The organism is Polaromonas sp. DSP2-3-2b2, from assembly GCF_049895905.1.
In the GTDB taxonomy this organism is placed as follows: Bacteria; Pseudomonadota; Gammaproteobacteria; order Burkholderiales; family Burkholderiaceae_C; genus Polaromonas.
In genome coordinates, this window is the sequence record NZ_JAFCTH010000010.1 from 1 (window position 1) to 24,136 (window position 24,136).

Below are 24,136 nucleotides of genomic sequence, written 5' to 3' on the forward strand. Positions count from 1 at the left end.
GCGCCGTCCAGCTGCGAGTGGAATCGAGTGCAACTTAAACTGAGTTCAAATTTGTCTTGACTCAGGGGTCCACCTTAGAGTGCTGACAAAGAAATTAATCTAACTGACTTTTATTACCCATCAAAAATCGAAATTAATGGTGGTCAAATACATTGCCAGTATTTATCAGACTTACCCACTGGAAATTTAATTTTTGAAGGAATCGTTGGACAAGGAAAATCCATATATTTACGCCATTTAGCCACAAGCGACATCAGAAGCAATCAAGCTGACAAGTTTCCTATATTCATAGAGTTTCGAACTCTAAATAACAAAATAAACCTTGAGAATGCAATTAGAAAATATTTAGAAGAAATAAATATTGATGCATATGATTCTGATACATTTGAATTCATAATGCACTCAGGTAAATTCATACTTTTATTAGATGCGTTCGATGAAATTGAGGATCACCTAGTAAAGAGCGTGTATCAAGAAATCGATCATTTCTTGGAAAAATATGAAACGTTGAGAATTGTTATTACATCGCGACCATCGGCTGAAATTCAAAAATCTTCAAAGTTTAAAATAATAAAAATAGCTAGCCTTAAGGAGGCTGACTACACTCCATTTTTATCCAAACTAGGACTCACCGCTATTTTCATTTCGGAAATAAAACATTCGATTAAAAACAGCCCTAGCAACATATCGGAATTAATTACTACACCATTAATGCTAACACTTGTAGTGATCGCATATCGCTCAGCAAATAAAATTCCAGAAAATTTGCCTGAATTTTTTGACATTTTATTTAGATGCGTATTCTCGGGACATGACAACGCAAAGCCGACATTTCGCAGGACATATGCTAGCGGAATAAGTGAAAATAAACTGCAAGAGCTTTTTGAAGCCTTTTGCTTTGTATGCCTTCATAATAAAATTACACGCTCGCTTAATACAAGTCAATTTGACTCTTTTTTTCTCGCCGCGAATACACCAATAGAAACTTCTAAATGTGAATCCGCTAACTTTAGAATGGATATGAACAGAGTAGCATGTCTCATATTACCTGATGGTTATGAAAATTGGGTTTTTCTACATAAAAGCGTAATGGAATATTACGCCGCATCTTTTATAAAAAAAATCTAATGAAAGTTTTGCTGAAAAATTTTACGCATTTTCAATTAATGACCCGCAAAACTGGATGGAAGTATTAACATTCTTAAACTATATAGATGACTTTAGATTTAATAAATACTATCTTCTAAATGAAATTGAAATTGTCAACAAACAATATTGTTTTCTTGATAATTCTGATTGCAAAACAGAACTAATAAATAATCTTGAATCACAAAATTTTAATTTTAATATCTATTTAGAATACTCAGAAAAGCAATCTTGCAAATATAGAATTACTTCCGCTAGACATGACAGCCTTACCCCTAGATATTGCTATAGAAATATCTCCAGCGACATATTTAGTAATTTTTTACACTCAATATTTGATGATGAAGTTTTAGATTCAGATCACTTTATAGAATTTATGTCATATAGAGCAGACGCAAATGGCAAAGTTGTCATAAATATTCGGGAAACAATTAATCTCTATGGCCACGAAAAATTAGCAAATAATTTTCGAATAATGCTTCAGAAGCTAGAAAAGAAAAAAGATCAAGCCTTAAATAATTTAAATATTCATGAATTGCGTTCAAGTCTTTTTTAAAGTTTATTAAAGCGGAATCGGAGTCAACTTTCACTTAAATTAAATTTCACAGGACTACTACATGAAACCGAAGATCGGCGAAAGCGCGCATGAGCAAGGTGTTGACACTCTATTGATTCCGATTCAATAGCAACAACTGCAGGCAAGCCATTCGCCAATAGCCTAATTTGACTTATATTTTCTGCGTTGAAGCTGTTCAGTCACAAGCCATTTAAAGTTGAACTCAGGGTTAAATTACATTTAATTTAAATTGGTCATGGATTTGACTGGAAAGAATTTTGGAATCTCTTTATCGACTTGGTTTGATCGTAATTCCTTCAACTCATAAAGTGACTGAAAGCATATTCATTCATATACTTTTGCAGTCCACTCTACAAATTTCTGCAGCAACCCTTCCTTACTAGGCAAATAAAGCTGGTATTCCCGCGCATGGATGTTCGCGTCTTTGGGCAGCGTGATTTCCACCAGTGCCTCATTCTTTTTCTTGCACAGCAAGATACCGATCGTGGCGCTTTCAGTGTCGGTTTTGACGTGGCGGTCAAAGTAGTTGACGTACATCTGCATCTGGCCTAAATCCTGGTGGGTGAGCTTGCCGATTTTCAGGTCGATCAGCACATAGCAGCGCAGCAGGCGGTTGTAGAAAACCAGATCGACAAAAAATGGTCGTCGTCAAAGGTAAAGCGCTTTTTCCGGGCTTCAAACAAAAATCCCTTGCCCAGCTCCAGCAGAAAATGCTCGATCTGGCTGATGATGGCGCCCTCCAGGTCGGACTCGGAATACCGGGCTTGTTCGGACAGGCCCAAAAACTCCAGCACCAGCGGCTCTTTGAGCAGGTCCTGGGGCCGGCTGACGATTTTCCCCTGTTGGGCCAACTGGCGAATGCCGTCTTTGTCGCGGCTCAGGGCCAGACGCTCGTACAGGCCGCTGTCAAACTGGCGCTTGAGTTCCCGCACGGTCCAGTCCTGGCTGGTGGCTTCGATTTCGTAGAAGTCGCGTTCGTCGGCCTTCTTGATGCCCAGCAGAAAAACATAGTGCGACCAGCTCAAGCTGAAGGGGCGTTCGGATTTTCCAGACGCTGTCTGGAAAATTTGAAGCGCTGCGTTTTCCGGCTGCAGAGCGCCTGACGCCAATTGTCCAGACGCTGTCTGGACAATTGGCCTGCGTGCCTGATAAGCGGGATAAAAGCTGCGGGCATAAGCGATGTTGCTTCGCCCGAATCCTTTGCCAAACTCGGCGGTCAGGCGCTCGGCCAGCAAGGCCAGCAGTTCTTTTCCGTAAGCAGCCCGTGCTTGGCCTTGCTGCTCGTATTCAACAACATGCCGGCCAATCTCGAAGTGAATGCGCACCTGCACAAGGTCAATGCCACGCGCAACCGTGTTGCGGGTAGACAGGACCCGCTGGAATACAGCGTCAATTCCGCATCGGATGCGGCAGATGCCGTAGAAGGCCATTTTTCAGGGCTGACATCGATTTAATTTGATAGCTGCCAGCGCATATTCCACAAGCGCCAGCAGCCTATTTGGCACACAACTCATACCCCGTACTGCGCCCCCCGCCCTCCAGCTTGCGCAGCACCCCGAGCGCCAGCAGGTCGTTGATGTCGCGCAGCGCCGTGTCGGCAGAGCATTTGCCCAATGCCGCCCATTTGGCGTTGCTGAGCTTGCCTTCAAAGCCGTCCAGCACGCGGTTCAGCACCTGGATTTGCCGCGCATTCATGGGCGTGCCGGCCCAGCGTTGCCAGAACTGGGCCTTGTCCAGCACGCCGGCCAGGGTGGCGTCTGCGCCTTGCACGGCGCGCAGCAGGCAACCCAAAAACCAGTCGAGCCAGGGCGTCACGTCCAGCGGTCCGTTTTGCGTGGCCTCCAGCTGGTCGTAATAGTCTTTGCGCTCGCGCTGTATCTGGGCGCTGAAGCTATAGAAACGCTGGCGGGTGCCCTCGGCGCGGGCCAGCGCCATGTCGCCCACGGCGCGGCTGATGCGGCCATTGCCGTCGTCAAACGGGTGCAGGGTCACCAGCCACAGGTGGGCCAGCCCGGCTTTGATCAGGGCGTCGCCCACGGGGGCGGCCTCGAACCACTTCAGGAACGCACCGGTTTGCGCAGGCAATGTGCTGGCGGGCGGTGCGGTGAAATGCACTTTCTCCCGCCCCACAGGGCCGGACACCACTTCCATCGGGCCGCTGGCGTCCGTGCGCCACGCCGCCACGGTGATGCGTACCCGGCCGCTGTAGCCGGTGGGGAACAGGGCGGCGTGCCAGCCAAACAGGCGCTCTGCAGTCAGGGGCTGGTCAAAGTGGCGGGTGGCGTCCAGCACCACATCCACCACGCCGTCCACCTTCCGGTCGCTGGGGGCCAGTGCGCCAATGTCCAGCCCCAGCCTGCGGGCAATGGACGAGCGCACGGCGTCCAGGCTGAGGCGTTCGCCTTCGATCTCGGTGGTCTTGATGACTTCTTGCGTCAGCACCTGCAAGGTGGCTTGTTCGCGCTGGTCCATGCCCAGCGCTGCCATGCGCCCCATGAGCTGGCCCTGCGCCCGATGCACTTGGGCCAAGGGCGCGGCCAGTGCGGCAACGTCATAGGCGAGGTTTGGCCAGTCGGACAGTTGCCAGATGTAGCGGGGATTGCGGGGTGGGTGATGGGGGCGCATGCGGTGATTGTCGCGATTATTCGCCGCAATTTGTACGGTAAATAGCTCGGCAATACGGCTCACAGCTGTATTGCCGAATGACTTTAGCTACACATTTAATAGCTGCTTGCGCATACAGAACGTGCGCTACAAGCCTTTTTCACTTAAATAATCGCCTGACCATCAAATGCTGGACGGCCGCCTGTTTGGCCGTGGCCTGTCCGTGCCGCTGCCCAAGCGGCATCAGCGCCAGATGTAATGACCCTTCACCAGGCGGCCATGTGACCGATGGGCCGGCACCCATACTTTGTGCTTGTGGCTGTTTTTGTATTTTGTCACCGGCACGCTGTGCACTTGGGCGCTGCCTGAATCGAAATTGACCGTGCCCGCCTGGGCGGCTGAGGCGGATAAGGAAACGACCAGCGCGGCCAGCGAAAGAAATGCTTTGTTCATGTCAATGTCTTGGTGAAATGTTGAGAGGCTGTTGCGAAGCTACTCCAGTATCGAAGGCCGGTGTAAAGACCTGAACAAGCAACAAATTTAATATTGATAGCAGCTTGTGCAGCAAGGATGTGCGCAAACGACCGATTTGGCAATGAAACGAGTCCTTGCCAGCCGATGGCGTGTGCCGCGTTGAAGGCTGCACGCTTGATGGCCTTGGCCTGCCCGCCGCAACCGGCCATCCATTACCATTGCCCCGGCCCTATTTCGCCCGCTACCGGGCACCCAACGGAGAAAACAATGTTCAGTCACGTGATGCTTGGTGTTAACGATCTTGAGGTTTCGAAAAAGTTTTATGACGCGCTGCTCGGCACGCTGGGCATTGCCCCGGGCGTTGCCAACAAGAACCGGTATTTCTACCGCAGCCCCACCGGCATGTTCGCCATCACCACGCCCGTCAATGGCGAGGCGGCTTGCCACGGCAACGGCAGCACCATCGGCTTTGCCGCGCAGTCCACCGAGCAAGGTGACGCCTTCCATGCGGCCGGGGTCGCCAACGGCGGCACGACCTGCGAAGACGCCCCGGGGTTTCGTGACTCCCCGATGGGCCAGATCTACCTGGCGTATTTGCGCGACCCGGACGGCAACAAGCTCTGCGCGCTGCACCGCCCTGCCCAATAAGGCGCGCTACCGCTGGCGCTGACGATGGCGGAAATGGTGGTCAGCGCTTTACTGGGGCTTTAAAAGCGCACATGTGGCCTCCACATCAAATGCAGGCGCGTCTTGCACGACGCCAGCTAATCAACCAAGGAATCCATCGATGACCCTCTCTGCCACCCTCGCCGCCCCTGCCCACACGGTGCCCGCCCCGGAAATGCAATCGGACGCGCTGATCGAGCGCCTGCAGTGGCGCTATGCCGCCAAGAAGCTGGACCCCGCCAAAGCGGTGTCGCCGGACAAGGTGGAACGGATTCTGGAAGCGGCCCGCCTGGCGCCCACGTCCAGCGGCCTGCAGCCCTACGAGATCATCGTGGTGACCAGCCAGGAAGTGCGCGAGCGTATCAAGCCGATTGCCTGGAACCAGGGCCAGATCACCGACGGCTCGCACCTGCTGGTGTTTGCCGCCTGGGACAACTACACGGCAGAGCGCATCAACATGATGTTCGACCTGACCAACAGCGTGCGCGGCACGAAAAACGAGGGCTGGGAGAACTACCGCAACATGCTGCTGGACACGTACCCGCAGCGCGATGCGGAGCTGAACCACCAACACGCCGCCCGCCAGGCCTACATCGGCATGACGGCCGCAATGCTGGCCGCCGCGTTTGAAGAGGTGGACTGCACACCGATGGAAGGCTTTGACGCAAACGCGCTGGACGAGATCCTGAACCTGCGCGCACGGGGCCTGCGCAGCGTCGCCATTTTGCCGCTGGGCTACCGCGAGGCCGACAAGGACTGGCTGGTGAACCTGACCAAGGTGCGCCGCCCCCGCGAGCAGTTCATCACGGAAGTCTGATGGGCGGGGGGCGCGGTAGACTGCGCGCGCCTTCTTGGAGACCAACAAAAACGGGCGTCTTGACGCCCGTTTTTGTTGGGGCCCGCTACCAGCGAGCGCCCCACGCGCGGCAACGCAGCGGCCCGGGCAGGCCGCACCAAGCCACAGCCCCTAAGCTATGCCCCTATGCCTTCAGCCCAGCCCCTCACTTCATCGACCTTCGGGAAGCGCGCATGAGCCACGCCGTTTCCCGCCTGCGCACCGCCCGCCTGGCGCGCTCCTCCAAGCCCTTTCTGGCCCGGGGCGGGCCGCGTGGCGAGCGCTGCGCCGGTTGCCGGCTGCTTCCCAGCCACTGCCTGTGCGCCTTGCGCCCGGCCGTGCCGGTGCGTGCGGGCGTGTGCCTGGTCATGGCCGACATCGAGGCGCTCAAGCCCAGCAACACGGGCTGGCTGATTGCCGATGTAGTGGCCGACACGTTTGCCTTTGGCTGGGCGCGGACCGAAGTGGACCCGGCGCTGCTGGCGCTGCTGGCCGATCCGCAGTGGCAGCCCTACCTGGTGTTTCCGGGCGAGTTCGTGGAGGGCGGGCGCGTTGTGTCCGAGATGCCAGCCACCGATCCGCATGACGGCCGGCGACCGTTGTTCGTGCTGCTGGACGCCACCTGGCCCGAGGCGCGAAAAATGTTTCGCAAAAGCCCCTACCTGGACCATTTGCCGGTGCTCAGCCTGCAAAGCGAGCAGCTGTCGCGCTACCGGCTGCGCCGGGCGAAGCGGGCGGATCATTTCTGCACCTCGGAAGTCGCTGCTCTGTGCCTGGAACTGGCCGGCGAGCCGCATGCGGCGCAAACGCTGGAGGCTTACCTGGACGTGTTCACCAGCCACTACCTGAATGCCAGGCAGCAGTTGCCCGTCGATGGCGACGACGCGGCGCACCAGCGCCTGCGCGGGCTGCGCCTGCCGGGCGGCACGGGCGCTGGCGGCTAACGGAAAGTTCGCGTCAGCGACAATCGGCCCCAACCTCCAAGGCAACCTCGCCCCACCAGAAAAGCAGCCACACCATGACCCAAGACCTGAACCGAAAGAATGAATTGAAGAAGATGGAGCTGTGCGAATCGTGCGCCGGCATCCAGCGCAACTGGCGCAAGGCGCCGGGGCATCCCGAACTGGTGCAGGGCGGCAACCGTCAGGAAAAGCGCGGCGCCAACCTGGTCACGATCACCAGCTATCGCTGCGACCGCTGCGGCACCGCGTGGGAATACGAGAACAACAAGGCCAACCAGCAGGCCGGCTGGTCGGTGGTGGGGCGCTAGGCGGCGCTCAAGGGCTCCGGTTCAGCTTCGCACGGCTTGGGCCGTGAACCTGACCCCTTGAACAATGCGCGCAGGGCCTAGGCGCCGGGCTTGACCCAGGTGAACACGCGCACCGGCGGCACGTTGACGACTTCCCACGTCTTGTCGGGCTTGCCGAGGTAGGGCGACATGAAGCCGCAAACATGCGCGCGCACCTGGTAGGCGACAAAACGCCCGCCGGGCCGCAGCACGCTAGCCACGCTGGACGCCACCAGGTCCGAAACATCGGGCGGCATGGTGGAAAACGGAATGCCCGAGATGATCGCATCGGGCGCGGGCAGCCAGCGCGCTTTCAGGAACTCGGCCAGGCGCTCGGCGCTGCCGAGTTCGACGTTGAAGCGCGGATCGTGGATAGCCGCTTGCAGGCGCTGGTGAAATTCGCTGTCCAGCTCGATGGCCAGCAGCTGCGCGGTGGAGCCCATGGCCTGCAAAAACGCCGAGGTTGTTCCACCGGTGCCTGGCCCCAGCTCCACCACCATGCGCGCATCACCGATGCGCGCGCTGCGCACCAGCCGCTGCTCCAGCTGGCGCGAACTTGGAATGATGGAGCCGACCTGGGCCGGGTTGCGCACAAAGCCGCGCAGGAACTGGTAGCTGTCTCGCAACTGACCAAAGGCAGGACGGTTGGAAGGTGCGGCGACATGGCTGGCCTGCCCTTCAACGCGTTGCTGGTTCATGGTGCGAGTCCTGTCTGGGCTGTTGTGTTTTTGGTCAGCGCTGCGTTGGCGGTGCGAAGCCGTCTCCCCAAAGCTTCGCTGCAGCGCTGCCGATTGTTTTTATTCTGGAGCAGCCGGGCTCAGGCGTTTGTCAGACGTTGCCTTGTCAGCAGGGGAACATTCCCCCGCCAGAGCTGGCCGGCGGCCCAGGCGGAGGATTTTTTTAATAGCACCCAACCCGTTTCGCCAGGCGCACCGGCACATCAGGCGGATTCCAGCCTACAAGCCGGGTAGTGCGCGCAAGCTAAGCTAGAGCTTTTCGCGCCATCCCTGCCATCCTTTTTTACCTTTCTTTCCATGAAGCTCAAAGCTGCCTGTTCCATCAGCATGACCGCTGCCTCGGATTGCCCCATGGTGGCCATGCTGCGCCCGCGCAGCGGCCCGGCGCAGTGGGTGATCAGCGAACGCTACGACCTGCACCCCTGGGCGCCGGTGGACGAATATGCCGACGGTTACGGCAACCTGTGCCAGCGCTTGGTCGTGCCGCAGGGACAGATGCATATCCGGGTCGAAGTGGTCATGGAGGTCGAAGACCATATCGCGGTGGCGCATGGCGCGCCCATGACGCCCATCACCGAGCTGCCGGCCGACGTGCTGCATTACCTGCTGCAAAGCCGCTACTGCCCGTCGGACATGATGCAGGACCAGGCGCTGACCGTGGTCGGCAGGGCAGCGCCGGGCTATGCGCAGGTTGAAAAGATTCGCGCCTGGATCCACGACAACCTGGAATACCGCTACGGCGTCAGCACCGCCAGCACCGACGCGCTGGACACGCTGGAGCATGGCGCGGGCGTGTGCCGCGACTTTGCGCATGTCGGCATCAGCCTGTGCCGCAGCCTGCAGATTCCGGCGCGCATGGTGGTCGGCTACCTGCACGGGCTCAAGCCGATGGACCTGCATGCCTGGTTCGAAGCCTTCGTCGGCGGGCGCTGGTACACCTTCGACGCCACGCAGGACGCGCCGCGCGGCGGCCGCATCGTGCTGGCCTACGGCCATGACGCGGCCGACGTGGCATTTATCTCGGACTACGGGCTGCAGCCGCTGCAGCTCGACGACATGCACATCGAGGTGACGGCGGCCGATGACCTGCCGCCCGATTCCGCCCAGGACGACCCAAGCGACGAATAGCCGGGCGGCGGGCTGCGGAGTCTCCGCCAGGTTTTGCAATCCCCATGAAAAAAGCCCGTGACGCACCAGCGGCGCCACGGGCTTTGCAAGGGCCGGAAAAAGCGATCAGTCGGCGATGGTCAGCACGTTGTTGGCGAACGTGATCTGGTCAGCGGCGGCCGGCGTCGTCTTGATCGGCGGCACGTTGGCGGCCGTGATCGGATTGGCGGCAGCGCCGGTCAAACCGCGCGGCACGGTGCGTACCACCTGGCTGGCCGGCAGCGCGGCGCCGGACTTCAGGTTGGCATACATCATGTCCATGGCCTGGATGAAGTAGCGGTGCAGCGGCACCAGGCGCTCCGGATAGCCCGGCAAGGCGAGGAAGGCGTCGAAATGCTGGGCATTGGTCACTTCGATGTACGACAGCTTGCTGCTACCGCCTTCGACGATCTTGTTCATGCCGTAGTAAGGACGGCCGGTGAAGGCCACCGGCAGCAGCGTGTCGGCCCGCCCTTGCACGATCAGCGCCGGCTTGCCGCGCAGGTTGGCGCTGCGCACCACTTCCTTCATGCCCTGCTGCAGGCGCACCGCGTTGGCGCTGGTGCCGGTGGCGAGTTCGCGCATGCACAGCGCGCCGGCGATGTTGTAGTCCTGCACACCACCAGCCGACAGCGACGCGGCATCGAGCAGCGGCCCGCCCAGGCTGTTGTTGTTGACGATGTTGATGCTGTTAGGGGCCGGCAATGTCGGTGGCACACCGTTGCTAGTGCCAAAAGAGGAGGCCAGCGCGGCGGCGGAAGCCGGAACCGGCGCGTTCGGCGTGGCCGATGCGGCGGCGCCGGTGGACGCGAAGCTGTAGCCGCACAGGTTGTCCTTGACGCTGAATCGGCCGTAGGTGTTGGCATACGTCAGCCCGACCGACAGGGTCGCAAACGAGTAGTGCGACGCCTGCAGCACATTGCTTTCAGGCTGCCAGCCGGCCTCGATCAGCTTGGCCATGGCGCTGTTGGCCTGTTCGGCGGTCGTGGTGCCGGTAACCAGGCCGTTGGCCTTGAGGGCGCTGCAGCGGTTGGTGGCAATAGCGCTGCTTGCTGGCGTATTTGCCGTCGTGTTGAAGGCGTTCGTCGTGGGTGACACCAGCGCGGCGCAGGGCTGCAGCAGGTTGGCCAGCGTGAAATAGTCGTACAGCTGCTTGCCGGTGCCAACCAGGGTGGTGGCGCCGCGCTTGACGCTCAGGCGGTTGTCGGGCGCCAGCTGGACTTCGGGCTCGGCCACGGCCACGCCGCTGATCAGGCCCTGCGTGTCCTGCTCGGCTGCCGCCAGTGCAGCACCGCCGCCGTTGGACACGCTGGAAGCGATCACGATGGTGTTGGCCGGCGTGAGCTTTTTCAGGCGCGTCACGCCGTCGCGTGCCAGGTCGCCGTACTTTTCATTCAGCACGAAATAGGCGAATTCAACCGACTGCAGCGTCCACTTGCCCCAGTCCTTTTCGGGGTTCTGCTGCGAATGCGCGTGCTTGACGGCAAAGCGGTTGGGCGTGGCCGTGTTGAAGGCGGCCAGCTCGGCGGCGCTCAGCTCGGCGGTGAAGATGGAATTCTTGCCGGCCGTGGCGGCGTCCGTGCGAACGCCGTTCTGCACATTGACAGTGTTGTTCTGCAGGTCGTGGATGCCGGTGCCCGTGCCCTTGTCGGTATAGGCCACGGCGCAGCCGTTTTTCAGGCCCCACTCGCCGGACGACCCGATGGCGCCATACACGCCGCGCGAGCCGCTGGAGGTGCCGGTGACGATGCACGGATTGGTCGGGTTGAAGGTGCTAGGTACCTGCACCAGCATGGTGATGTTCTGCTTGCCCGTGCCGTCATCGGAGTAGGCGATGTGTTCGGTTCCGGCGATCTTGCCTTCGCTGGTGGTGATGACGCCCTTGGCATCGACGTTCGGCCCGTACAGCGTGCCGTAGCCGCCGGCCGCGCTGATGTCGAGGATGGCGCGGTAGTTGTTGAAGATGGCGAGCTTGCGCAGTTCGGCTGCCGTGGGCTTCAACGGGTCAGCGGGCGTCAGTGCAACCGATGTGGCCGCGCCCAGCCCGGTCTTGCCCAGGCCGGCGGTCAGCAGGTCGTCGCTGTTGCCGTCATAGCTGGCGGTGGCGATGGCGCCCAGGTAGCTTGGCTTGATGTTGGTGCTCTCGACCGGGTCGCTGCTTCCGCCGCAGGCGCTCAGCGCCAGGACGGCAGCGGCCAGTGCGCTCAGCTTCAAAGTGTTGTTCTTGCGTGCAATGGTCATGTCTCGCCTTCTTGTGTTGATTTGTTCGTTCATCGACTTTTTACACACACCTGTTCAAAGCAATCCGGCGCTTTTGGCCAGCTTGTCCCTCAGGGCTGCGAAGCCTCAGCAGCCCGAATCCACTCGGAGTGACCTGCTGAAGTCAGCTGCATGATGGTCGGTAACATGGGGTGTTTCAATTCCGTACGAATACCTACCGGGGTAAGCGAGCTTGACGATTTGGTAAAAAAATCAATCAGCTTCATTGACAGACAACTTTTCAAAGCCCTTGCCCCGTGTGGCTTTTGAAGTTCAGGCAAATATCGTCCATGCCTTTTCCGCCATCCCCTTCCCGTGGCGCCGACCGGCGCACGGCATTGCGCCAGTCGGCCCGCGCACTGGCCGCCTTGTCGGCCGTGGCGCCGTGGTGGTCAGGGGCGCTGGCGCAACCCCAGGCCACGCCCATGACACCCCAGATCGATACCCGCCCGATTCCCTCGACCGGCGAAGCGCTGCCGGTCATTGGCTGCGGCACCTACATCGGCTTTGACGTGGCGCCGGGCAGCCCGGGCTACGGCCAGTTGCCCGGCGTGCTCGACGCGCTGTTTGCCGCTGGCGGCTCGGTGCTCGACAGCTCGCCGATGTACGGTCGCGCCGAAGCCACGACCGGAGAGCTGCTGGCCGCCGCCGGCAGCCGCGACAAGGCCTTCATCGCGACCAAGGTCTGGACCAGCGGGCGCGAAGCCGGCCTGGCGCAGGTGGAACAGTCGTTTGCCCGGCTTGCCACCTCCCGCATCGACCTGATGCAGGTACACAACCTGGTGGACTGGCGCATCCAGCTGGCCTCGGTGCGCCGGTTGAAGGACGCCGGCCGGGTGCGCTACGTCGGCATCACCCACTACACCGCGTCGGCTTATTCCGAGGTGGAGGCGGTGCTGCGCGCCGAGAAGCTCGATTTCCTGCAGATCAACTATGCGCTCGACGACCGGGCTACCGCTGGCGCAGGAGCGCGGCGTGGCGGTGCTGGTCAACCAGCCGTTTGGCGGCGGCGGCCTGCTGCGGCGCCTGGCCGGCAAGCCGCTGCCCGGCTGGGCGCCGGACATCGGCTGCGCCAGCTGGGCGCAGGTGCTGCTGAAATTCGTACTGAGCCACCCGGCCGTGACCTGCGCCATTCCGGGCACCGGCCGGCCCGCGCACATGCAGGACAACCTGGCGGCGGGCCGGGGCGTTCTGCCGGATGCGGAGTTCTGGCGCCGGCATGGAGATTCTGTGGGGGTGTGAAGGCTGGGGCGCCCGACCAGCGCCCAGAGCAAGGCATGCGCACTTTTCAAAACACGCTGCAGCGCAGCCGTTTCAACCCGCAAACCACGTTTTCAGCATCAAATAAGCCTATTGCGCACGCCAGGCTTGCGCAACTAGCTATTTATTCAATAGCAAAAAGCGGTCGTCAATCTAAGGCGTCTTGAAAAGCTTTTTCGCAATCTGGTCGCCTTTTTCCTTGTTCTTGCGCTCGGCCGTTTCCTGTTCGGACGGGCTGGTGGCCGCCTGCGTGCAGCGCTCCGACACGCGCCGGAAGTTTTTGCCGCAGTTTTGCGCCATGCGCTTGGCTTCGTCCCAGCCCTGCGCCTCACCATAAAAACGGATGGCATCGGGCCAGGCTTCCTCGGCATTCTGGAAGTAGCCCAGGCCCTGGTCCATCACCTTTCTGGCGGCGGCGGTTTGCCGGCCATCCTGCAGCCGCCTGCTGCGTTCCTGATAGGTTTTCCAGGCGCGGTCCGGCTCGGAAAGAAAGTTCGCTTCAAGCACTAGGCCCGGGTCTGACTTCTGCCTGCCCGCCGCAGCGGGCTGTTCGTTCAGCACGGTGTAAAGCGCGAACAGCGGCACGGCATGCGTGGCGGTGGGGCCTGCTGCCGACCTTCTGGCCAGCTCCAGCGATTTCGGCTCCTTCGGCGCGTTGATGACCTTGAAGGCCAGGGCGTAATTGGCCAGGATGGCTGCCGTGCGCCTGTCCTGCAAGGCTTTTTGCAAAGGTTTCGTCACCGGCTCCCTGCTGACCTGTATGTCTGGAAACGGCGTGACCGCCACGCCCAGCGCATCGATCCTTTCCACAATCGGCGGGTGGTCACTTCGAACTTTTGCCGATACCTTGCTGATGTCGAACGCCATCTGCTGCAAGGCTGCACCCAGGTTACCGCTGAGTTCGCCGCTCGACTGGGCCAGCGACTGGCTTGCGGCGTTGTTGCCGGCCTTGGGGTTTTGCTTGGCAGCGGCGTCCATGGCTTGCTGCCGGATGGTCTTGAGCATCTGCTCGTTGCGGCCCTTTTCGCGCTGTTCGTTGTCTTCTTCCCAGCTGGCCTGGCGCTCCAGAAACGCCTTCATGCCATGCTCGTAGGAATAGCCGAGCTTCAGGCTGACGTTCAGGCCGAAGTTGTCGGCAGCGCTTTCCTGCGACCGGCCGTAAATCGTCGTGACCAGCCCGCGCCCCAGCGTGTAGGCGGTGACCAGGGTGTCGACATCATTCCAGCCGGTGGCCTGGGCGGTTTTTTTGGCAATGCCCACGCCAAGCGCCAGAAAGCCGGTCACCGTGTCGGCGCCCTGCACCGCGCCCTCCAGCTCGTGGTAGTGCAGGTAGACATGGCCGAACTCATGGCTGAGCAGGGCCGCAAGCTCGTCTTCGCTCTGCGCCGAGGTCAGCCACGGCATGGAGACATAGATGTTTCCGGCGCCGGTCGCGTAGGCCTGCAGTGCATCGCTGGCCAGGATATGCACGCCGCCAGGCCAGCCGGCCACGCCGGCCTGGGTCTTGATGCGCGCATACACGCTGTTCAGGTAGCGCTGCAGGTCAGGGGCATTGACCAGGCCAAAACCGCGCGCACGCTGGTTGAGTACATCCTGCGCGGCGTCAGGCCATTCGCGCGCAACGGGTGGCGGCAGTGCGGCGGTGGGGCTGACAGGGGCGGCCTGGCTCAAAAACGGCAGCGACGGCATGGCCTTGGGCATGGTTTCGCAGCCCGCCAGCACGGCCAGCGCCATGGCGAAGGCGCCGGTCTGCAGCGTGCGCCAGGGTGAGGTGCGCCACTTATTTGCAGGCATCTTTTCCAGCTCCCGGTGTGGCGATGGTTCCATTGAGCGCCGACTGCGATGCGGTGCCGCAACTTGCAGTGCTGTCGCGGCTGATACGCACCTGCATGCCGCGCAGCCAGTAGTTTTGTCCACCGATGGCAACCTGGTGGTAGCCGGTTTTTGTCGATTGAATGGCCAGCGGCAGCCCGGCTTCGGCCACGCTGACCTGGCGCACGGCCACGGCCGCTCCGGGCTGGTCGTACAGGTCCAGGCTGGTCAGGGTGCTGGGACTGGGCGCAATGACCTTGCCTTGCGCCAGCACTGCGGAAACGGGCAGGGCCAGCAGGACAACAAGCAGGGGAACATGGAATTTCATCAATTTTCCTTGGGGTTTATGGCATTGGCAGGGAGGCGGGAGCAGCAGGTGTTGTGTCGCTTGGCGCAGGAGTTGTTTTGAAAAGGTCCTGGATCTTTTTCATATAGCCCAGGCCCTCGGCCAGCAGCGTCATGCCGGCCAGTTCGACCACGGGCAGCATGCCGATGCGGAACCAGGCTTGCAGCAAGCCGATCAGCACCATGACCGCGACAAATTGAAGCGCCAGCCGGGCCAGCCAGGCCAGCACATCGACCGGCAGCCGAAGCAGCCGACGGGTGCGCTCCGGCTGCGCCTGGTAGTGCGCAGGCAGGCTGGAAAGCGCCGGCGGCCAGCCACGCGCTTGACACAACCGGGTCAGTTTTGCCTGCAGCGCGTCCCAGGCCAGATGCACTCCGAAGACCACCAAAATGGCCATCAGGCCCGGCTTGAGCAATGCCCACGACGGCGGCAGCGTCCATTCGGCGCTGAGCTTGTAGTCGCCTGCGTAGGTCAGCAGATTGTCCAGCGCCATGGCATGCATGTAGATGCCCGGCGTGATGCGGTGGACGGGCGAATCGGCGAAATCGTTGAAGCCCGGGACGTTGGCGCCCACCAGCACATAGCGCCCTGCCAGATAGGGCGCCAGCTCGACTTCCGACAACACACCGAGCTGAGCCATGGACAGCGTCTGGTGATAAGGGCACAAGGGCAGCCGGCCGGCGTCTTCCCATAACTGGCGCAGCACACCCGGCACCAGTTGCCGCAGGTCAGGCACCCCGGGACGGCAGTGCTGCAGGCGTTCGGGCCTGTGGCGCTGCGGCGCCGAGTTGTGCCCCCAGACCAGCGCCATGGGAACGGTTTCCTCGCCCAGGTCGAGGTGCGCCACGTCCTGCGCCATGGCCATGGCGGCGCTGCGGTAGGCCGGCTGGCGCAGTGGTTCGCTCGCGGGGCCGGCTGCCCAGCCGGCATCGGTCAGGTGGCGGCTGAGCTGGTAGCTCCAGGCCAGGCCGTCCAACGGATCTGGAAGGTAGTCCACGCCCACCAGCGTGAAACAGGCCGGCGCGCTGCCGGGCGGGTCAGCGCCCAGGCCGGAGCGGATGGTCAGGCGGCCGGTTTCGGGTGAAGGCATTGCCGCCAGGAATACCGGCACCTTGAATTCATTTTGAATCCTGCACAGCGCCTGGCGCAGGCTTGCAATGGTCGGGTCATCGCGTTCCTGGCCGAAGGTGATGTCCAGCATGATGGCCTTGGGGCGGGCCTTCGGGTCGCTCGCCAGGCGAAGCAGCCCGTCGGCATGGTCCTGATAGCTGATGGGCCAGGCACTGCCGCTGCTGTCGAGAAACTCCCGGTCGTACAGCGCCACCGTGATCTGGTCGCGCATCAGGGCCGGATAGTGGAACTGCGCCGTCAGCGGCGCTTGCGCACGGGCCATGAAGCGCGTCAGCGCCATGCCGCTGGCGTTGAGCTTGTCCCCCAGCCAGAGCATGGTGAACGACACCACGACCAGTATCAGCAAGGCCCAGGCCCGTGCAAACCAGCGTTGGCCTGGATGGTCAGGCACGCTGTCGCTGGCGCTCAATGCGTCGTTGAAGGCTTTGCCCAGCCCGCTCAAAAGCTTCATAATTTTCATGGCCATGCTGGAAAACTGATTTCGCCTGCCGTCGCGCGAGAGGCAACGTTACAAAATGTACAACTAGTCTATCCGCAGTCGGGCAAGCGCCATGCGTGATGGGCCGCCGCCCGATGCCATCTAGCATCTTCGCCGATTGACAGCCGAGTTTTTGCACCGGACGATTCAACACATCGACCACCCTTAACTTCCAGGCCCGCTCCATGCTCAACACCTACCTCGACCACTTTCTGGCGCCCGTCGTCGTCCTGACCGGCGCTTCCAGCGGCATCGGCCATGCCACCGCATTGGCCTTCGCGCGCGAGGGAGCGCAGCTGGTGCTGGCGGCGCGCGGTCCGGAGGCGCTGGACAAGGTGGCGGCCGAATGCGTGTTGCAGGGTGCCCAGGCGCTGGCCGTGCCGACCGACGTGACCGACGCCGACGCCATGCAGGCGCTGGCCAGCGCGGCCATCGAGCGCTTTGGCCGCATCGACGTCTGGATCAACAACGTCGGCATCGGCGCGGTCGGCGCGTTCGACGTCACGCCCATGGAAGCGAACGAGCGCGTGGTCGCGACCAACCTGCTCGGCCACATGAACGGCGCGCATGCGGTGCTGCCGCATTTTCGCAAGCGCGGGCGCGGCACGCTGATCAACATGATCTCGTCAGGCGGCTGGGTGCCCGCGCCTTATGCCGCCGCCTACACCGCCAGCAAGTTCGGGCTGCGCGGCTTTTCCGAGGCGCTGCGGGCCGAACTGGCCGGCCTGCCCGATGTGCATGTCTGCGAGGTCTATCCGACCTTTGTCGACACGCCCGGCCTGTTCCACGGCGCCAACTACACCGGCAAGCGCCTGCACCCACCGCCGCCGGTGCTCGATCCGCGCACGGTGGCCCATACCCTGGTGGCGCTGAGCCGGGCGCCGCGCGACGTCACGGCGATTGGCAGCGTGGCGATTCCCGGGCGGCTGGCGCATGCCGTCGCGCCTGGCCTGACCGCCCGCCTTGCACGTTGGCTGGCCGACCGGGCGCTTGGCCGCGCCGACCCGGCGCCGATCACCAACGGCAATTTGTTCGAACCGTCACGCGTTCACACCATCGACGGCGGCTACCGCACGCTGGCGGTGCGCGCCATGCCGGCGCTAGCGGTGGCGCTGGCCGGCGCGGTCGGGCTGGGCATGCTGTGGGCCATGCGCCCGCGCCAGAGCCGGCCGCAGGACGCGCGACGGCTTACCGCACGGCCCAGGTCAGCGCGCTGACCGGCTGCCAAGCTCAGGGCTGCTCACCAGCCGCCTGAACCGGGTCCGCCCTTGAACGGCCCGACCACCTCGGGCGTGATCCAGCCGGCATAAAAACCGCCGGGCTGCGGCTGCACCCGCAGGCCGTCCACCCGGCAGTCCAGATGCTGCGGATAAAAGCCGAAATGGCCGGCCAGCGCTTCGTAAGGCGCCAGCGGGTGCGCATACGACCAGGCCACGCGGTCGAGCATGCCGCCGCCGGGCAGCCGCACCGACCAGTAGGCCGCCTGGCCTTTCCATTCACACTGCGAACTGCCCAAAGCCGGCACCAGCCAGTCGGTGCGAACATCCTGCGCAGGCAGGTAAAAGCCCGGCGGGCTGGCGGTCTCTAACAGGCGCAGCGCCCGGCGGCTGCGGGCCATCTCCAGGCCGCCGGCCATCACGACCACTTCCCGGTGGTCAAGCACCAGCCGGGGCGGGCGCGGATAGTCCCAGACCGATTCCTGGCCCGGGCCGGTGGGCAGCGCAAAAGACGGGCGTTCGCGTCCGATGTGCTGCCACAGGGCGGTGGCGCGGGCCAGGCGGTCGGCAGTGCTGCGGTTCATGCGGTGCTCCTGTAAAACTTGAAAAGTCGTTGAACAAAAACTGTTATTTTCCCAGCGCTCAGCGGTCGGCGCTGTCGGCTTCAAGCAGCAGCCGGATGCCGACCCGGGTATAGCGGGTTTGCGCCGAATTCCAGTTGCGGTTGGCAGGCGGCAGCGGCGGCTTTCGTGCCGGCTGAGCCAGCGGCCCATGGCCTGCGCCCGGCTTCGGGTCCAATACGCAGCATGAAACCACCGCACGGCACCGAGCCCCTTCCCGCCCCGAGCATGCTTGAGCAACTGCGCGCCGGCGCGCTGGCCGGCAGCCGACGCCTGAGCCTGTCCTGCGGGCTGGAGACCTTTCCGCCCGAGATCTTCACACTGGCCGACACGCTGGAAATTCTCGATCTGTCGGGCAATGCGCTGAGCGCCTTGCCCAACGACCTGGCGCGGCTGCACCGGCTGCGCATCATTTTTTGCTCGCACAACCGGTTCACCGAACTGCCGGCGGCGCTGGGGCAGTGCGCGCAGCTGGAGATGATCGGCTTTCGGGCCAACCAGATTCGCCGGGTGCCGGGCGACGCGCTGCCGCCGCGCCTGCGCGCGCTGGTGCTGACCGACAACCAGATCGACACACTGCCCGCCGCCCTCGGGCGCTGCTCGCGGCTGCAAAAACTCATGCTCGCCGGCAACCGGCTGCACACCCTGCCGCCGGAAATGGCCGCCTGCACCCGGCTGGAGCTGCTGCGCATCGCCGCCAACCGCTTCACCGCCCTGCCCGGCTGGCTGCTGGCGCTGCCGCGCCTGGCCTGGCTGGCGTTTGCCGGCAACCCGCTGTCTAGAGCCGGCGAAGCCGCCGCGCAGACCGATGCCTTGGCGTGCATCGAATGGGACAGCCTGCAACCCGGCGCGCTGCTGGGCGAAGGCGCATCGGGCGTGATCCGCCAGGCGCTCTGGCAACGCGGCGGCGCGGCGCTGCCGGTGGCCGTCAAGCTGTTCAAGGGCGCACTGACCAGCGACGGCCTGCCCCGGCATGAAATGGCGGCCTGCCTCGGCGCTGGCGCGCATCCCGGCCTGATTGCGGTGCATGGCCGCATCACCCATCATCCGGCAGGCAGAGACGGCCTGGTGATGGCGCTGGTGGCGCCGCGCTTTGGCAACCTGGCCGCGCCGCCCAGTCTGGACTCGTGCACCCGCGACGTGTATGACGCCGCGACGCGCTTCACACCCGGCGCGGCGCTGCGGCTGGCGCTGGACGTGGCGTCAGCGGCCGGCCAGCTGCATGCGCGCGGCATCCTGCATGGCGACCTGTATGCGCACAACATTTTGTGCACGGCGGACGGCCAGGCGCTGCTCGGCGACTTTGGCGCCGCCTCGTTTTTTCCGCCGGACGACGTGCCGCTGGCGCTGGCCCTGCAGCGCATCGAGACACGGGCGTTTTCCTGCCTGCTGGAAGAACTGCTGGCCCGCTGCCCGGCACCTGCCGGCGCGCACGCGGCGCTGGCGATGCTGGCCGCCCTGCAGGCCGACTGCGCCCGTGAAGACACCGACCGGCGCCCCTTGTTTGCCGACATCGTGCAGCGGCTGACGCAGTGCCAGCCAGCCGGCTAGGGCGGTGTCGCCCTGACCTGCAAACGTGACCAGGTCTGGCGCGCAAGGCTCAAACCCTGCCGTCATTCCCGCGCAGGCGGGAATCCAGTCCGGTGCGTGCCCGGCGCACCGCCCTTGGCGTACCTTCTGGATTCCCGCCTGCGCGGGAATGACGGGTGATTTTTCAGGTCAGGGCAAAGCTGCTCTAAAGCGCTCAGGCAACTGCAAGGACTCCTGAATCAATAGCTGCTGGTGCTGGTGGGGCCTGCGCAAACGGCAGTTTTGATGAATTTTTAGCATTTCCAAACGGCCATAAAAAAACGCAGGTGGAAATCCACCTGCGTTTTTAGGGAGCGAAAGCGAAAAAATTACTTTTGCGGAACGATGACCAGCGTGTCGCCGCCGGTTTTGCCGGTGTCGCCCTTGCTGCCGTCGGCACCGGTTGCGCCCGTGGCGCCGGTGTAGCCGGTGGAACCAGTAGAGCCTGTCGAACCGGTGGAGCCCGTGGCGCCATCATTGCCGGTTGCGCCCGTGGCGCCGGTGGCACCCGTTGGACCGGGAACGGCAACCGTTGAACCGGTCGAGCCCGTCGAGCCGGTAGCGCCCGTGGCGCCGGCCGGGCCTGCGGGGCCGGGAACCACGACAACCGGTGCGGCGGCAGGCGGCGCAACCGTGGTTTTTTCGCAAGCGGTCAGGCCGAGCATCGCAACCAAAGCGGCAAGCAGTAAAGAATGTTTCATGAGAAGACCTTTGAAGTGAAGAATAAGCCGCACATCAAATCCAGTGTGTGCGTTTTACAGTTTTATCTTGCCGCGACATTTAACAGTCACTGACAAGCTGTAACGGTAATTTACTGAATAAGTTCACTCTGCCGTGTAGGACAGCTTCACAAGCGGCTGTCGCTTTTGGGCGGATGGCGTTGCACCGCAGCCTGCGCTGCCCTGGCCGCCGCCGCAGGCGCGGTCGATATCGACAAGCGCAGCGAAAGCTGGCGCCAGCAAGGCTACGCGGGCTTCGGCCCGTCGGCCCAGCCTTGCCACCCCGACCAGATCGCCGCCGAGCGAAGCCGCCTGGCTCTTTCGCTTGAAACAGCGCGCATCAGCCTTACCTCTGTTTTTTTAGAGAAGAAAGCGCCCCTCATGTCTTCCATGCCCGTTCTTCGCATCGAGCCGCTGGGTTTTCCGTGGCCCACGGTCGATCCTTTCCTGTTTTGCGTCTACCACGACGACGCTTATCCGCAAGGCAATGCGCAGCACGGGCCGGCGGCGTCGCTGGCCGGGCGCGACATCGGCCAGGACTTCAGCCGCCAGGACGGCTGGAGCATGTACCACGGCCGCACGGTGCCGGGCTTTCCAGCGCATCCGCACCGGGGTTTTGAAACCGTGACGATTGTGCGCAAGGGCCTGATCGACCATTGCGATTCACTCGGCGCAACGGCGCGTTTCGGGCGCGGCGACGTGCAGTGGCTCACGGCCGGCCAGGGCGTGGTGCATTCCGAAATATTTCCGCTGCTGGACCAGGACGGGCCGAACCCGCTGGAGCTGTTCCAGATCTGGCTGAACCTGCCGGCTGCAGCCAAGATGGCCGCGCCGCACTTCACCATGTTCTGGGCGCAAGACATTCCGAAGTTCACCGCCACCGATGACGCAGGCCGCACGACCGACGTGGCCGTCATCACCGGCCGGCTGAACGACCCCAGCGCCGCCGTGGACGCGCCTTTGACGCCGCCGCCCGATTCCTGGGCCGCGCGGCTTGACGCCGACGTGGCCATCTGCACGCTGCGCATGGCGCCCGGCGCGCGCTGGACGCTGCCCGCCGCCGCGGGCGCATCCACCCGGCGCCAGCTGTATTTCTTCAAAGGCCAGTCCATCAGCGTGGCCGGCCAGGCGGTGCGCTCCGCCAGCGCCATCGAGCTGCGCGCTGATGCCGCCGTCGAACTGGTCAATGGTCCGGAAGAATCCGAATTTTTGCTGCTCCAGGGCCGGCCGATTGGCGAGCCGGTGGCGCAGCAGGGCCCGTTTGTGATGAACACCGAGGCCGAAATCCGCCAGGCATTCGCCGACTACCAACGCACCCGGTTCGGCGGCTGGCCGTGGCCCGACGCTGCGCCGGTGCATGGAAGCGCGCCGGACCGGTTCGCGCGGCACCCGGGCGGCGCCGAGGAGCGGCCTGAAGCGCTTGCCATCGATCCGGTCACGGCACCGTCGTCGCCTGACTGAAAAAGGTTTTCGGCCATGCCGGACCCGTGCGCTGTCCTACTCTGGATAGCGCGATTGGACGGCTGCGACTTGTCCGTGAAAGTGTTTCCATGGGCCAGAGAGTTTCCTTGATGGGCCGCAACCGCTGCCCCCTAAACACACAGGTGCTCAATGCAAACCTTGATGACCTACCTGGTGGAAGACAACCCCACCGTTCGCAGCAACCTGATCGAAACCCTTGGCGAAATAGCCCAACTGGAAATTACCGCGCATTCGGCAACCCAGAACGAAGCCAGCCAGTGGCTTGTGCGCCATTTGGACTGGCACCTGGCCATTGTTGACCTGTTTTTAAGGCAGGGAAGCGGCCTGGGGGTGCTGGCCGCGTGCCAGGACCGCGCGCCGTTCCAGAAGGTGGTGATCCTGACCAACTACGCCACGCCGGAAATCCGCAAGCGCTCGGCAGCGCTGGGGGCCGATGCGGTGTTCGACAAATCCACCGAGCTCGACGGCCTGCTGAACTTTTGCATCGAGCAGACTCGCCAGCTGGCCAGAAACCGGCCTGACGCGCCGGGCCGTGGCTTCCTGCTGAACTAGTTTTCAGCATCAAATATGCCCCTTACGCAGATGTGACGGGCGTAACCAGCTATGAATTTATGAGCAAAAACCATCATGCGCCTTGCGGGCAGAGATGTCGCGCTGGCAGGCAGACGGCTTCTGCATGAACAGCTGCCAGAATCCCTTCACTTATTTGCCGGGAGCAGCTTGTGAAAATTGGAATCTTGGGCGCGGGCGCGCTGGGTTGCGCCATCGGCGGTGTGCTGACCGAGGCGGGCCATGAGGTCTGGCTGATCAACCGCAACGCCGACCAGGTCGAGGCGATGACACGCCATGGCTTGACATTGCGCACTGGCGGCGTGGACCGCACGGTGGCAGTGCACGCGGTCACCACGGCCGGGCCGGTGGGCCGGGTAGAGCTGGTGATCGTGCTGGTCAAGTCCTTTCACACCGCCGAGGCGATGCAGGCCGCCACGTCGCTACTGGGGCCTGGCACGGTGGTGCTGTCGCTGCAAAACGGCCTGGGCCATGAAGACCTGCTGGCCGGCATCGTCGGCCGCGAGCGGCTGCTGGCCGGCAAGACCTATGTCGGCGGCACCCAGCTGGCGCCCGGCCATGTGCTGGCCGGCACGCTGAACAAGCTGACGCTGATCGGCGAGCCGGGCGGCGGCGTGTCGGAACGGGTGCGGCGCATCGCCTCGCTGTTCAACGCGGCCGGGCTGGACACCAGCGTCAGCGGCAACATCGCGGGCGTGATCTGGGACAAGCTGCTGGTCAATGTGGCGACCGGCGCATTGAGCGGCATCACGCGACTGCCCTACGGACTGCTCTACCAGTCGCCCGAGCTGCAGGCCTGCGCCGTGGCGGCGGTCAGCGAGGCGATGGCGGTGGCCAAAGCCAGCGGCATCACCGTGAGCATTGCCGATCCGGTCGATGCCTGGCGCATGGCCGGCGCCGGCCTGCCGTTTGAATTCAAGCCGTCGATGCTGCAAAGCCTGGAAAAAGGATCAAGCACCGAGATTGATTTCATCAATGGCGCGGTGGTGCGCCAGGGCGAAAAGGTCGGCGTGCCGACGCCGGTCAACCAGACGCTCGTGGCCTGCATCAAGGGCATCAGCGCAGCACAAAATAGTAGCCGCGCAACACCAGCGAAGTGAGTTTCAGGGGCGTGTTACGCACCACGGCAGGCAACCATTGGGGTGAATTCAGGGAAAACCGGGTGGCCCAACGCGTGACCGGGCGCAGCCATTGGGTTGA

Annotated in this window: 22 protein-coding genes and 2 pseudogenes; 13 read left to right on the forward strand and 11 right to left on the reverse strand. The window is 62.1% G+C overall.

Annotated elements, in window-relative coordinates; translation table 11 throughout:
• Window positions 1–201 precede the first annotated feature (201 nt).
• Both ACP7AD_RS10245 and ACP7AD_RS10250 read left to right on the forward strand, forming a co-directional pair.
• Window positions 202–1,128: an NACHT domain-containing protein gene (locus ACP7AD_RS10245; protein ID WP_426147064.1), complete on the forward strand. Its 927-nt coding sequence runs from the start codon at window positions 202–204 to the stop codon at window positions 1,126–1,128.
• 55 nt (window positions 1,129–1,183) lie between these two features.
• The gene (locus ACP7AD_RS10250; protein ID WP_426146852.1) at window positions 1,184–1,702 is read left to right on the forward strand and encodes a hypothetical protein; all 519 of its coding nucleotides are present in this window, start codon (window positions 1,184–1,186) and stop codon (window positions 1,700–1,702) included.
• Between the two features lie 345 nt (window positions 1,703–2,047).
• On the opposite strand, the pseudogene ACP7AD_RS10255 reads toward ACP7AD_RS10250, so the two are convergent.
• The 3 genes and pseudogenes from ACP7AD_RS10255 to ACP7AD_RS10265 form a co-directional block, all read right to left on the reverse strand.
• Window positions 2,048–3,153: pseudogene (locus ACP7AD_RS10255) on the reverse strand (PDDEXK nuclease domain-containing protein).
• Window positions 3,154–3,217: 64 nt separating this feature from the next.
• On the reverse strand, window positions 3,218–4,348 hold the full coding sequence (locus ACP7AD_RS10260; protein ID WP_426146854.1) for a Fic family protein: 1,131 nt from the start codon (window positions 4,346–4,348) through the stop codon (window positions 3,218–3,220).
• Between the two features lie 222 nt (window positions 4,349–4,570).
• Window positions 4,571–4,780, reverse strand: a complete 210-nt coding sequence (locus tag ACP7AD_RS10265; RefSeq protein ID WP_426146855.1) for a hypothetical protein — start codon at window positions 4,778–4,780, stop codon at window positions 4,571–4,573.
• A 288-nt stretch (window positions 4,781–5,068) separates the two neighbouring features.
• On the opposite strand from ACP7AD_RS10265, the gene ACP7AD_RS10270 reads away from it, so the two are divergent.
• From ACP7AD_RS10270 to ACP7AD_RS10285, 4 genes are all read left to right on the forward strand, one after another.
• Window positions 5,069–5,449, forward strand: coding sequence for a VOC family protein (locus tag ACP7AD_RS10270; RefSeq protein WP_426146857.1), 381 nt, complete (start codon window positions 5,069–5,071; stop codon window positions 5,447–5,449).
• A gap of 193 nt (window positions 5,450–5,642) precedes the next feature.
• Window positions 5,643–6,284, forward strand: a complete 642-nt coding sequence (locus tag ACP7AD_RS10275; protein WP_426147066.1) for an NAD(P)H-dependent oxidoreductase — start codon at window positions 5,643–5,645, stop codon at window positions 6,282–6,284.
• Between the two features lie 212 nt (window positions 6,285–6,496).
• Window positions 6,497–7,246 carry a tRNA-uridine aminocarboxypropyltransferase gene (locus tag ACP7AD_RS10280; RefSeq protein WP_426146858.1) on the forward strand — a complete coding sequence of 250 codons (750 nt, stop codon included), beginning with the start codon at window positions 6,497–6,499 and terminating at the stop codon, window positions 7,244–7,246.
• Between the two features lie 74 nt (window positions 7,247–7,320).
• Window positions 7,321–7,572 carry a hypothetical protein gene (locus tag ACP7AD_RS10285; protein ID WP_426146860.1) on the forward strand — a complete coding sequence of 84 codons (252 nt, stop codon included), beginning with the start codon at window positions 7,321–7,323 and terminating at the stop codon, window positions 7,570–7,572.
• A 77-nt stretch (window positions 7,573–7,649) separates the two neighbouring features.
• Here the strand turns inward: ACP7AD_RS10285 and ACP7AD_RS10290 are convergent, their stop codons facing one another.
• Entirely contained in the window at window positions 7,650–8,288 is a 639-nt protein-coding gene (locus ACP7AD_RS10290; protein ID WP_426146862.1) for a class I SAM-dependent methyltransferase, read from the reverse strand.
• A 336-nt stretch (window positions 8,289–8,624) separates the two neighbouring features.
• Between ACP7AD_RS10290 and ACP7AD_RS10295 the strand changes: the two genes are divergently transcribed.
• A complete protein-coding gene (locus ACP7AD_RS10295; RefSeq protein WP_426146863.1) occupies window positions 8,625–9,455 on the forward strand; it encodes a transglutaminase family protein in 831 nt (276 codons plus the stop codon).
• Between the two features lie 105 nt (window positions 9,456–9,560).
• On the opposite strand, the gene ACP7AD_RS10300 is transcribed toward ACP7AD_RS10295, so the two are convergent.
• On the reverse strand, window positions 9,561–11,714 hold the full coding sequence (locus ACP7AD_RS10300; RefSeq protein WP_426146865.1) for a D-(-)-3-hydroxybutyrate oligomer hydrolase: 2,154 nt from the start codon (window positions 11,712–11,714) through the stop codon (window positions 9,561–9,563).
• 443 nt (window positions 11,715–12,157) lie between these two features.
• On the opposite strand from ACP7AD_RS10300, the pseudogene ACP7AD_RS10305 reads away from it, so the two are divergent.
• A pseudogene (locus ACP7AD_RS10305) lies at window positions 12,158–12,974 on the forward strand (aldo/keto reductase).
• A gap of 171 nt (window positions 12,975–13,145) precedes the next feature.
• Here the strand turns inward: ACP7AD_RS10305 and ACP7AD_RS10310 are convergent.
• From ACP7AD_RS10310 to ACP7AD_RS10320, 3 genes are read right to left on the reverse strand one after another with little or no spacing between them, the layout of a single operon-like run.
• The gene (locus ACP7AD_RS10310) at window positions 13,146–14,786 is read right to left on the reverse strand and encodes a M48 family metalloprotease (RefSeq protein ID WP_426146867.1); all 1,641 of its coding nucleotides are present in this window, start codon (window positions 14,784–14,786) and stop codon (window positions 13,146–13,148) included.
• Window positions 14,773–15,132, reverse strand: a complete 360-nt coding sequence (locus ACP7AD_RS10315; protein WP_426146869.1) for a hypothetical protein — start codon at window positions 15,130–15,132, stop codon at window positions 14,773–14,775. The genes ACP7AD_RS10310 and ACP7AD_RS10315 overlap by 14 nt, the downstream gene beginning before the upstream one ends.
• Window positions 15,133–15,148: 16 nt before the next feature.
• Complete coding sequence (locus tag ACP7AD_RS10320) at window positions 15,149–16,741, reverse strand: CHASE2 domain-containing protein (protein ID WP_426146871.1); 1,593 nt, start codon at window positions 16,739–16,741, stop codon at window positions 15,149–15,151.
• Window positions 16,742–16,944: 203 nt separating this feature from the next.
• Here ACP7AD_RS10320 and ACP7AD_RS10325 point away from each other — a divergent pair, with 203 nt between their 5' ends.
• A complete protein-coding gene (locus tag ACP7AD_RS10325) occupies window positions 16,945–17,976 on the forward strand; it encodes an SDR family oxidoreductase (protein WP_426146872.1) in 1,032 nt (343 codons plus the stop codon).
• A gap of 23 nt (window positions 17,977–17,999) precedes the next feature.
• Here ACP7AD_RS10325 and ACP7AD_RS10330 read toward each other — a convergent pair whose 3' ends face one another.
• Together ACP7AD_RS10330 and ACP7AD_RS10335 are read right to left on the reverse strand one after the other, a co-directional pair.
• Window positions 18,000–18,560, reverse strand: coding sequence for a DUF427 domain-containing protein (locus ACP7AD_RS10330; protein ID WP_426146874.1), 561 nt, complete (start codon window positions 18,558–18,560; stop codon window positions 18,000–18,002).
• A gap of 58 nt (window positions 18,561–18,618) precedes the next feature.
• Window positions 18,619–18,774, reverse strand: a complete 156-nt coding sequence (locus tag ACP7AD_RS10335; protein WP_426146875.1) for a hypothetical protein — start codon at window positions 18,772–18,774, stop codon at window positions 18,619–18,621.
• Window positions 18,775–18,782: 8 nt separating this feature from the next.
• On the opposite strand from ACP7AD_RS10335, the gene ACP7AD_RS10340 reads away from it, so the two are divergent.
• Complete coding sequence (locus ACP7AD_RS10340; protein ID WP_426146877.1) at window positions 18,783–20,147, forward strand: leucine-rich repeat-containing protein kinase family protein; 1,365 nt, start codon at window positions 18,783–18,785, stop codon at window positions 20,145–20,147.
• Between the two features lie 347 nt (window positions 20,148–20,494).
• Here the strand turns inward: ACP7AD_RS10340 and ACP7AD_RS10345 are convergent, their stop codons facing one another.
• Entirely contained in the window at window positions 20,495–20,866 is a 372-nt protein-coding gene (locus ACP7AD_RS10345) for a collagen-like protein (RefSeq protein ID WP_426146879.1), read from the reverse strand.
• Window positions 20,867–21,265: 399 nt separating this feature from the next.
• On the opposite strand from ACP7AD_RS10345, the gene ACP7AD_RS10350 reads away from it, so the two are divergent.
• The 3 genes from ACP7AD_RS10350 (at window position 21,266) to ACP7AD_RS10360 (ending at window position 24,036) form a co-directional block, all read left to right on the forward strand.
• A complete protein-coding gene (locus tag ACP7AD_RS10350; RefSeq protein ID WP_426147068.1) occupies window positions 21,266–22,345 on the forward strand; it encodes a pirin family protein in 1,080 nt (359 codons plus the stop codon).
• Between the two features lie 150 nt (window positions 22,346–22,495).
• Window positions 22,496–22,918: a response regulator gene (locus ACP7AD_RS10355; protein WP_426146881.1), complete on the forward strand. Its 423-nt coding sequence runs from the start codon at window positions 22,496–22,498 to the stop codon at window positions 22,916–22,918.
• Between the two features lie 170 nt (window positions 22,919–23,088).
• Window positions 23,089–24,036 (forward strand): ketopantoate reductase family protein, encoded by a 948-nt coding sequence (locus ACP7AD_RS10360; protein ID WP_426146882.1) that lies wholly within the window; start codon window positions 23,089–23,091, stop codon window positions 24,034–24,036.
• Window positions 24,037–24,136: the final 100 nt, after the last annotated feature.

Coding starts and splice junctions, on each gene's coding strand:
- ACP7AD_RS10250 (WP_426146852.1), top strand. CDS start 1,184: ATGGAAGTATTAACATTCTTAAACTATATAGATGACTTTAGATTTAAT.
- ACP7AD_RS10260 (WP_426146854.1), bottom strand. CDS start 4,348: ATGCGCCCCCATCACCCACCCCGCAATCCCCGCTACATCTGGCAACTG.
- ACP7AD_RS10265 (WP_426146855.1), bottom strand. CDS start 4,780: ATGAACAAAGCATTTCTTTCGCTGGCCGCGCTGGTCGTTTCCTTATCC.
- ACP7AD_RS10270 (WP_426146857.1), top strand. CDS start 5,069: ATGTTCAGTCACGTGATGCTTGGTGTTAACGATCTTGAGGTTTCGAAA.
- ACP7AD_RS10275 (WP_426147066.1), top strand. CDS start 5,643: ATGCAATCGGACGCGCTGATCGAGCGCCTGCAGTGGCGCTATGCCGCC.
- ACP7AD_RS10280 (WP_426146858.1), top strand. CDS start 6,497: ATGAGCCACGCCGTTTCCCGCCTGCGCACCGCCCGCCTGGCGCGCTCC.
- ACP7AD_RS10285 (WP_426146860.1), top strand. CDS start 7,321: ATGACCCAAGACCTGAACCGAAAGAATGAATTGAAGAAGATGGAGCTG.
- ACP7AD_RS10290 (WP_426146862.1), bottom strand. CDS start 8,288: ATGAACCAGCAACGCGTTGAAGGGCAGGCCAGCCATGTCGCCGCACCT.
- ACP7AD_RS10295 (WP_426146863.1), top strand. CDS start 8,625: ATGAAGCTCAAAGCTGCCTGTTCCATCAGCATGACCGCTGCCTCGGAT.
- ACP7AD_RS10300 (WP_426146865.1), bottom strand. CDS start 11,714: ATGACCATTGCACGCAAGAACAACACTTTGAAGCTGAGCGCACTGGCC.
- ACP7AD_RS10310 (WP_426146867.1), bottom strand. CDS start 14,786: ATGCCTGCAAATAAGTGGCGCACCTCACCCTGGCGCACGCTGCAGACC.
- ACP7AD_RS10315 (WP_426146869.1), bottom strand. CDS start 15,132: ATGAAATTCCATGTTCCCCTGCTTGTTGTCCTGCTGGCCCTGCCCGTT.
- ACP7AD_RS10320 (WP_426146871.1), bottom strand. CDS start 16,741: ATGAAAATTATGAAGCTTTTGAGCGGGCTGGGCAAAGCCTTCAACGAC.
- ACP7AD_RS10325 (WP_426146872.1), top strand. CDS start 16,945: ATGCTCAACACCTACCTCGACCACTTTCTGGCGCCCGTCGTCGTCCTG.
- ACP7AD_RS10330 (WP_426146874.1), bottom strand. CDS start 18,560: ATGAACCGCAGCACTGCCGACCGCCTGGCCCGCGCCACCGCCCTGTGG.
- ACP7AD_RS10340 (WP_426146877.1), top strand. CDS start 18,783: ATGAAACCACCGCACGGCACCGAGCCCCTTCCCGCCCCGAGCATGCTT.
- ACP7AD_RS10345 (WP_426146879.1), bottom strand. CDS start 20,866: ATGAAACATTCTTTACTGCTTGCCGCTTTGGTTGCGATGCTCGGCCTG.
- ACP7AD_RS10350 (WP_426147068.1), top strand. CDS start 21,266: ATGTCTTCCATGCCCGTTCTTCGCATCGAGCCGCTGGGTTTTCCGTGG.
- ACP7AD_RS10355 (WP_426146881.1), top strand. CDS start 22,496: ATGCAAACCTTGATGACCTACCTGGTGGAAGACAACCCCACCGTTCGC.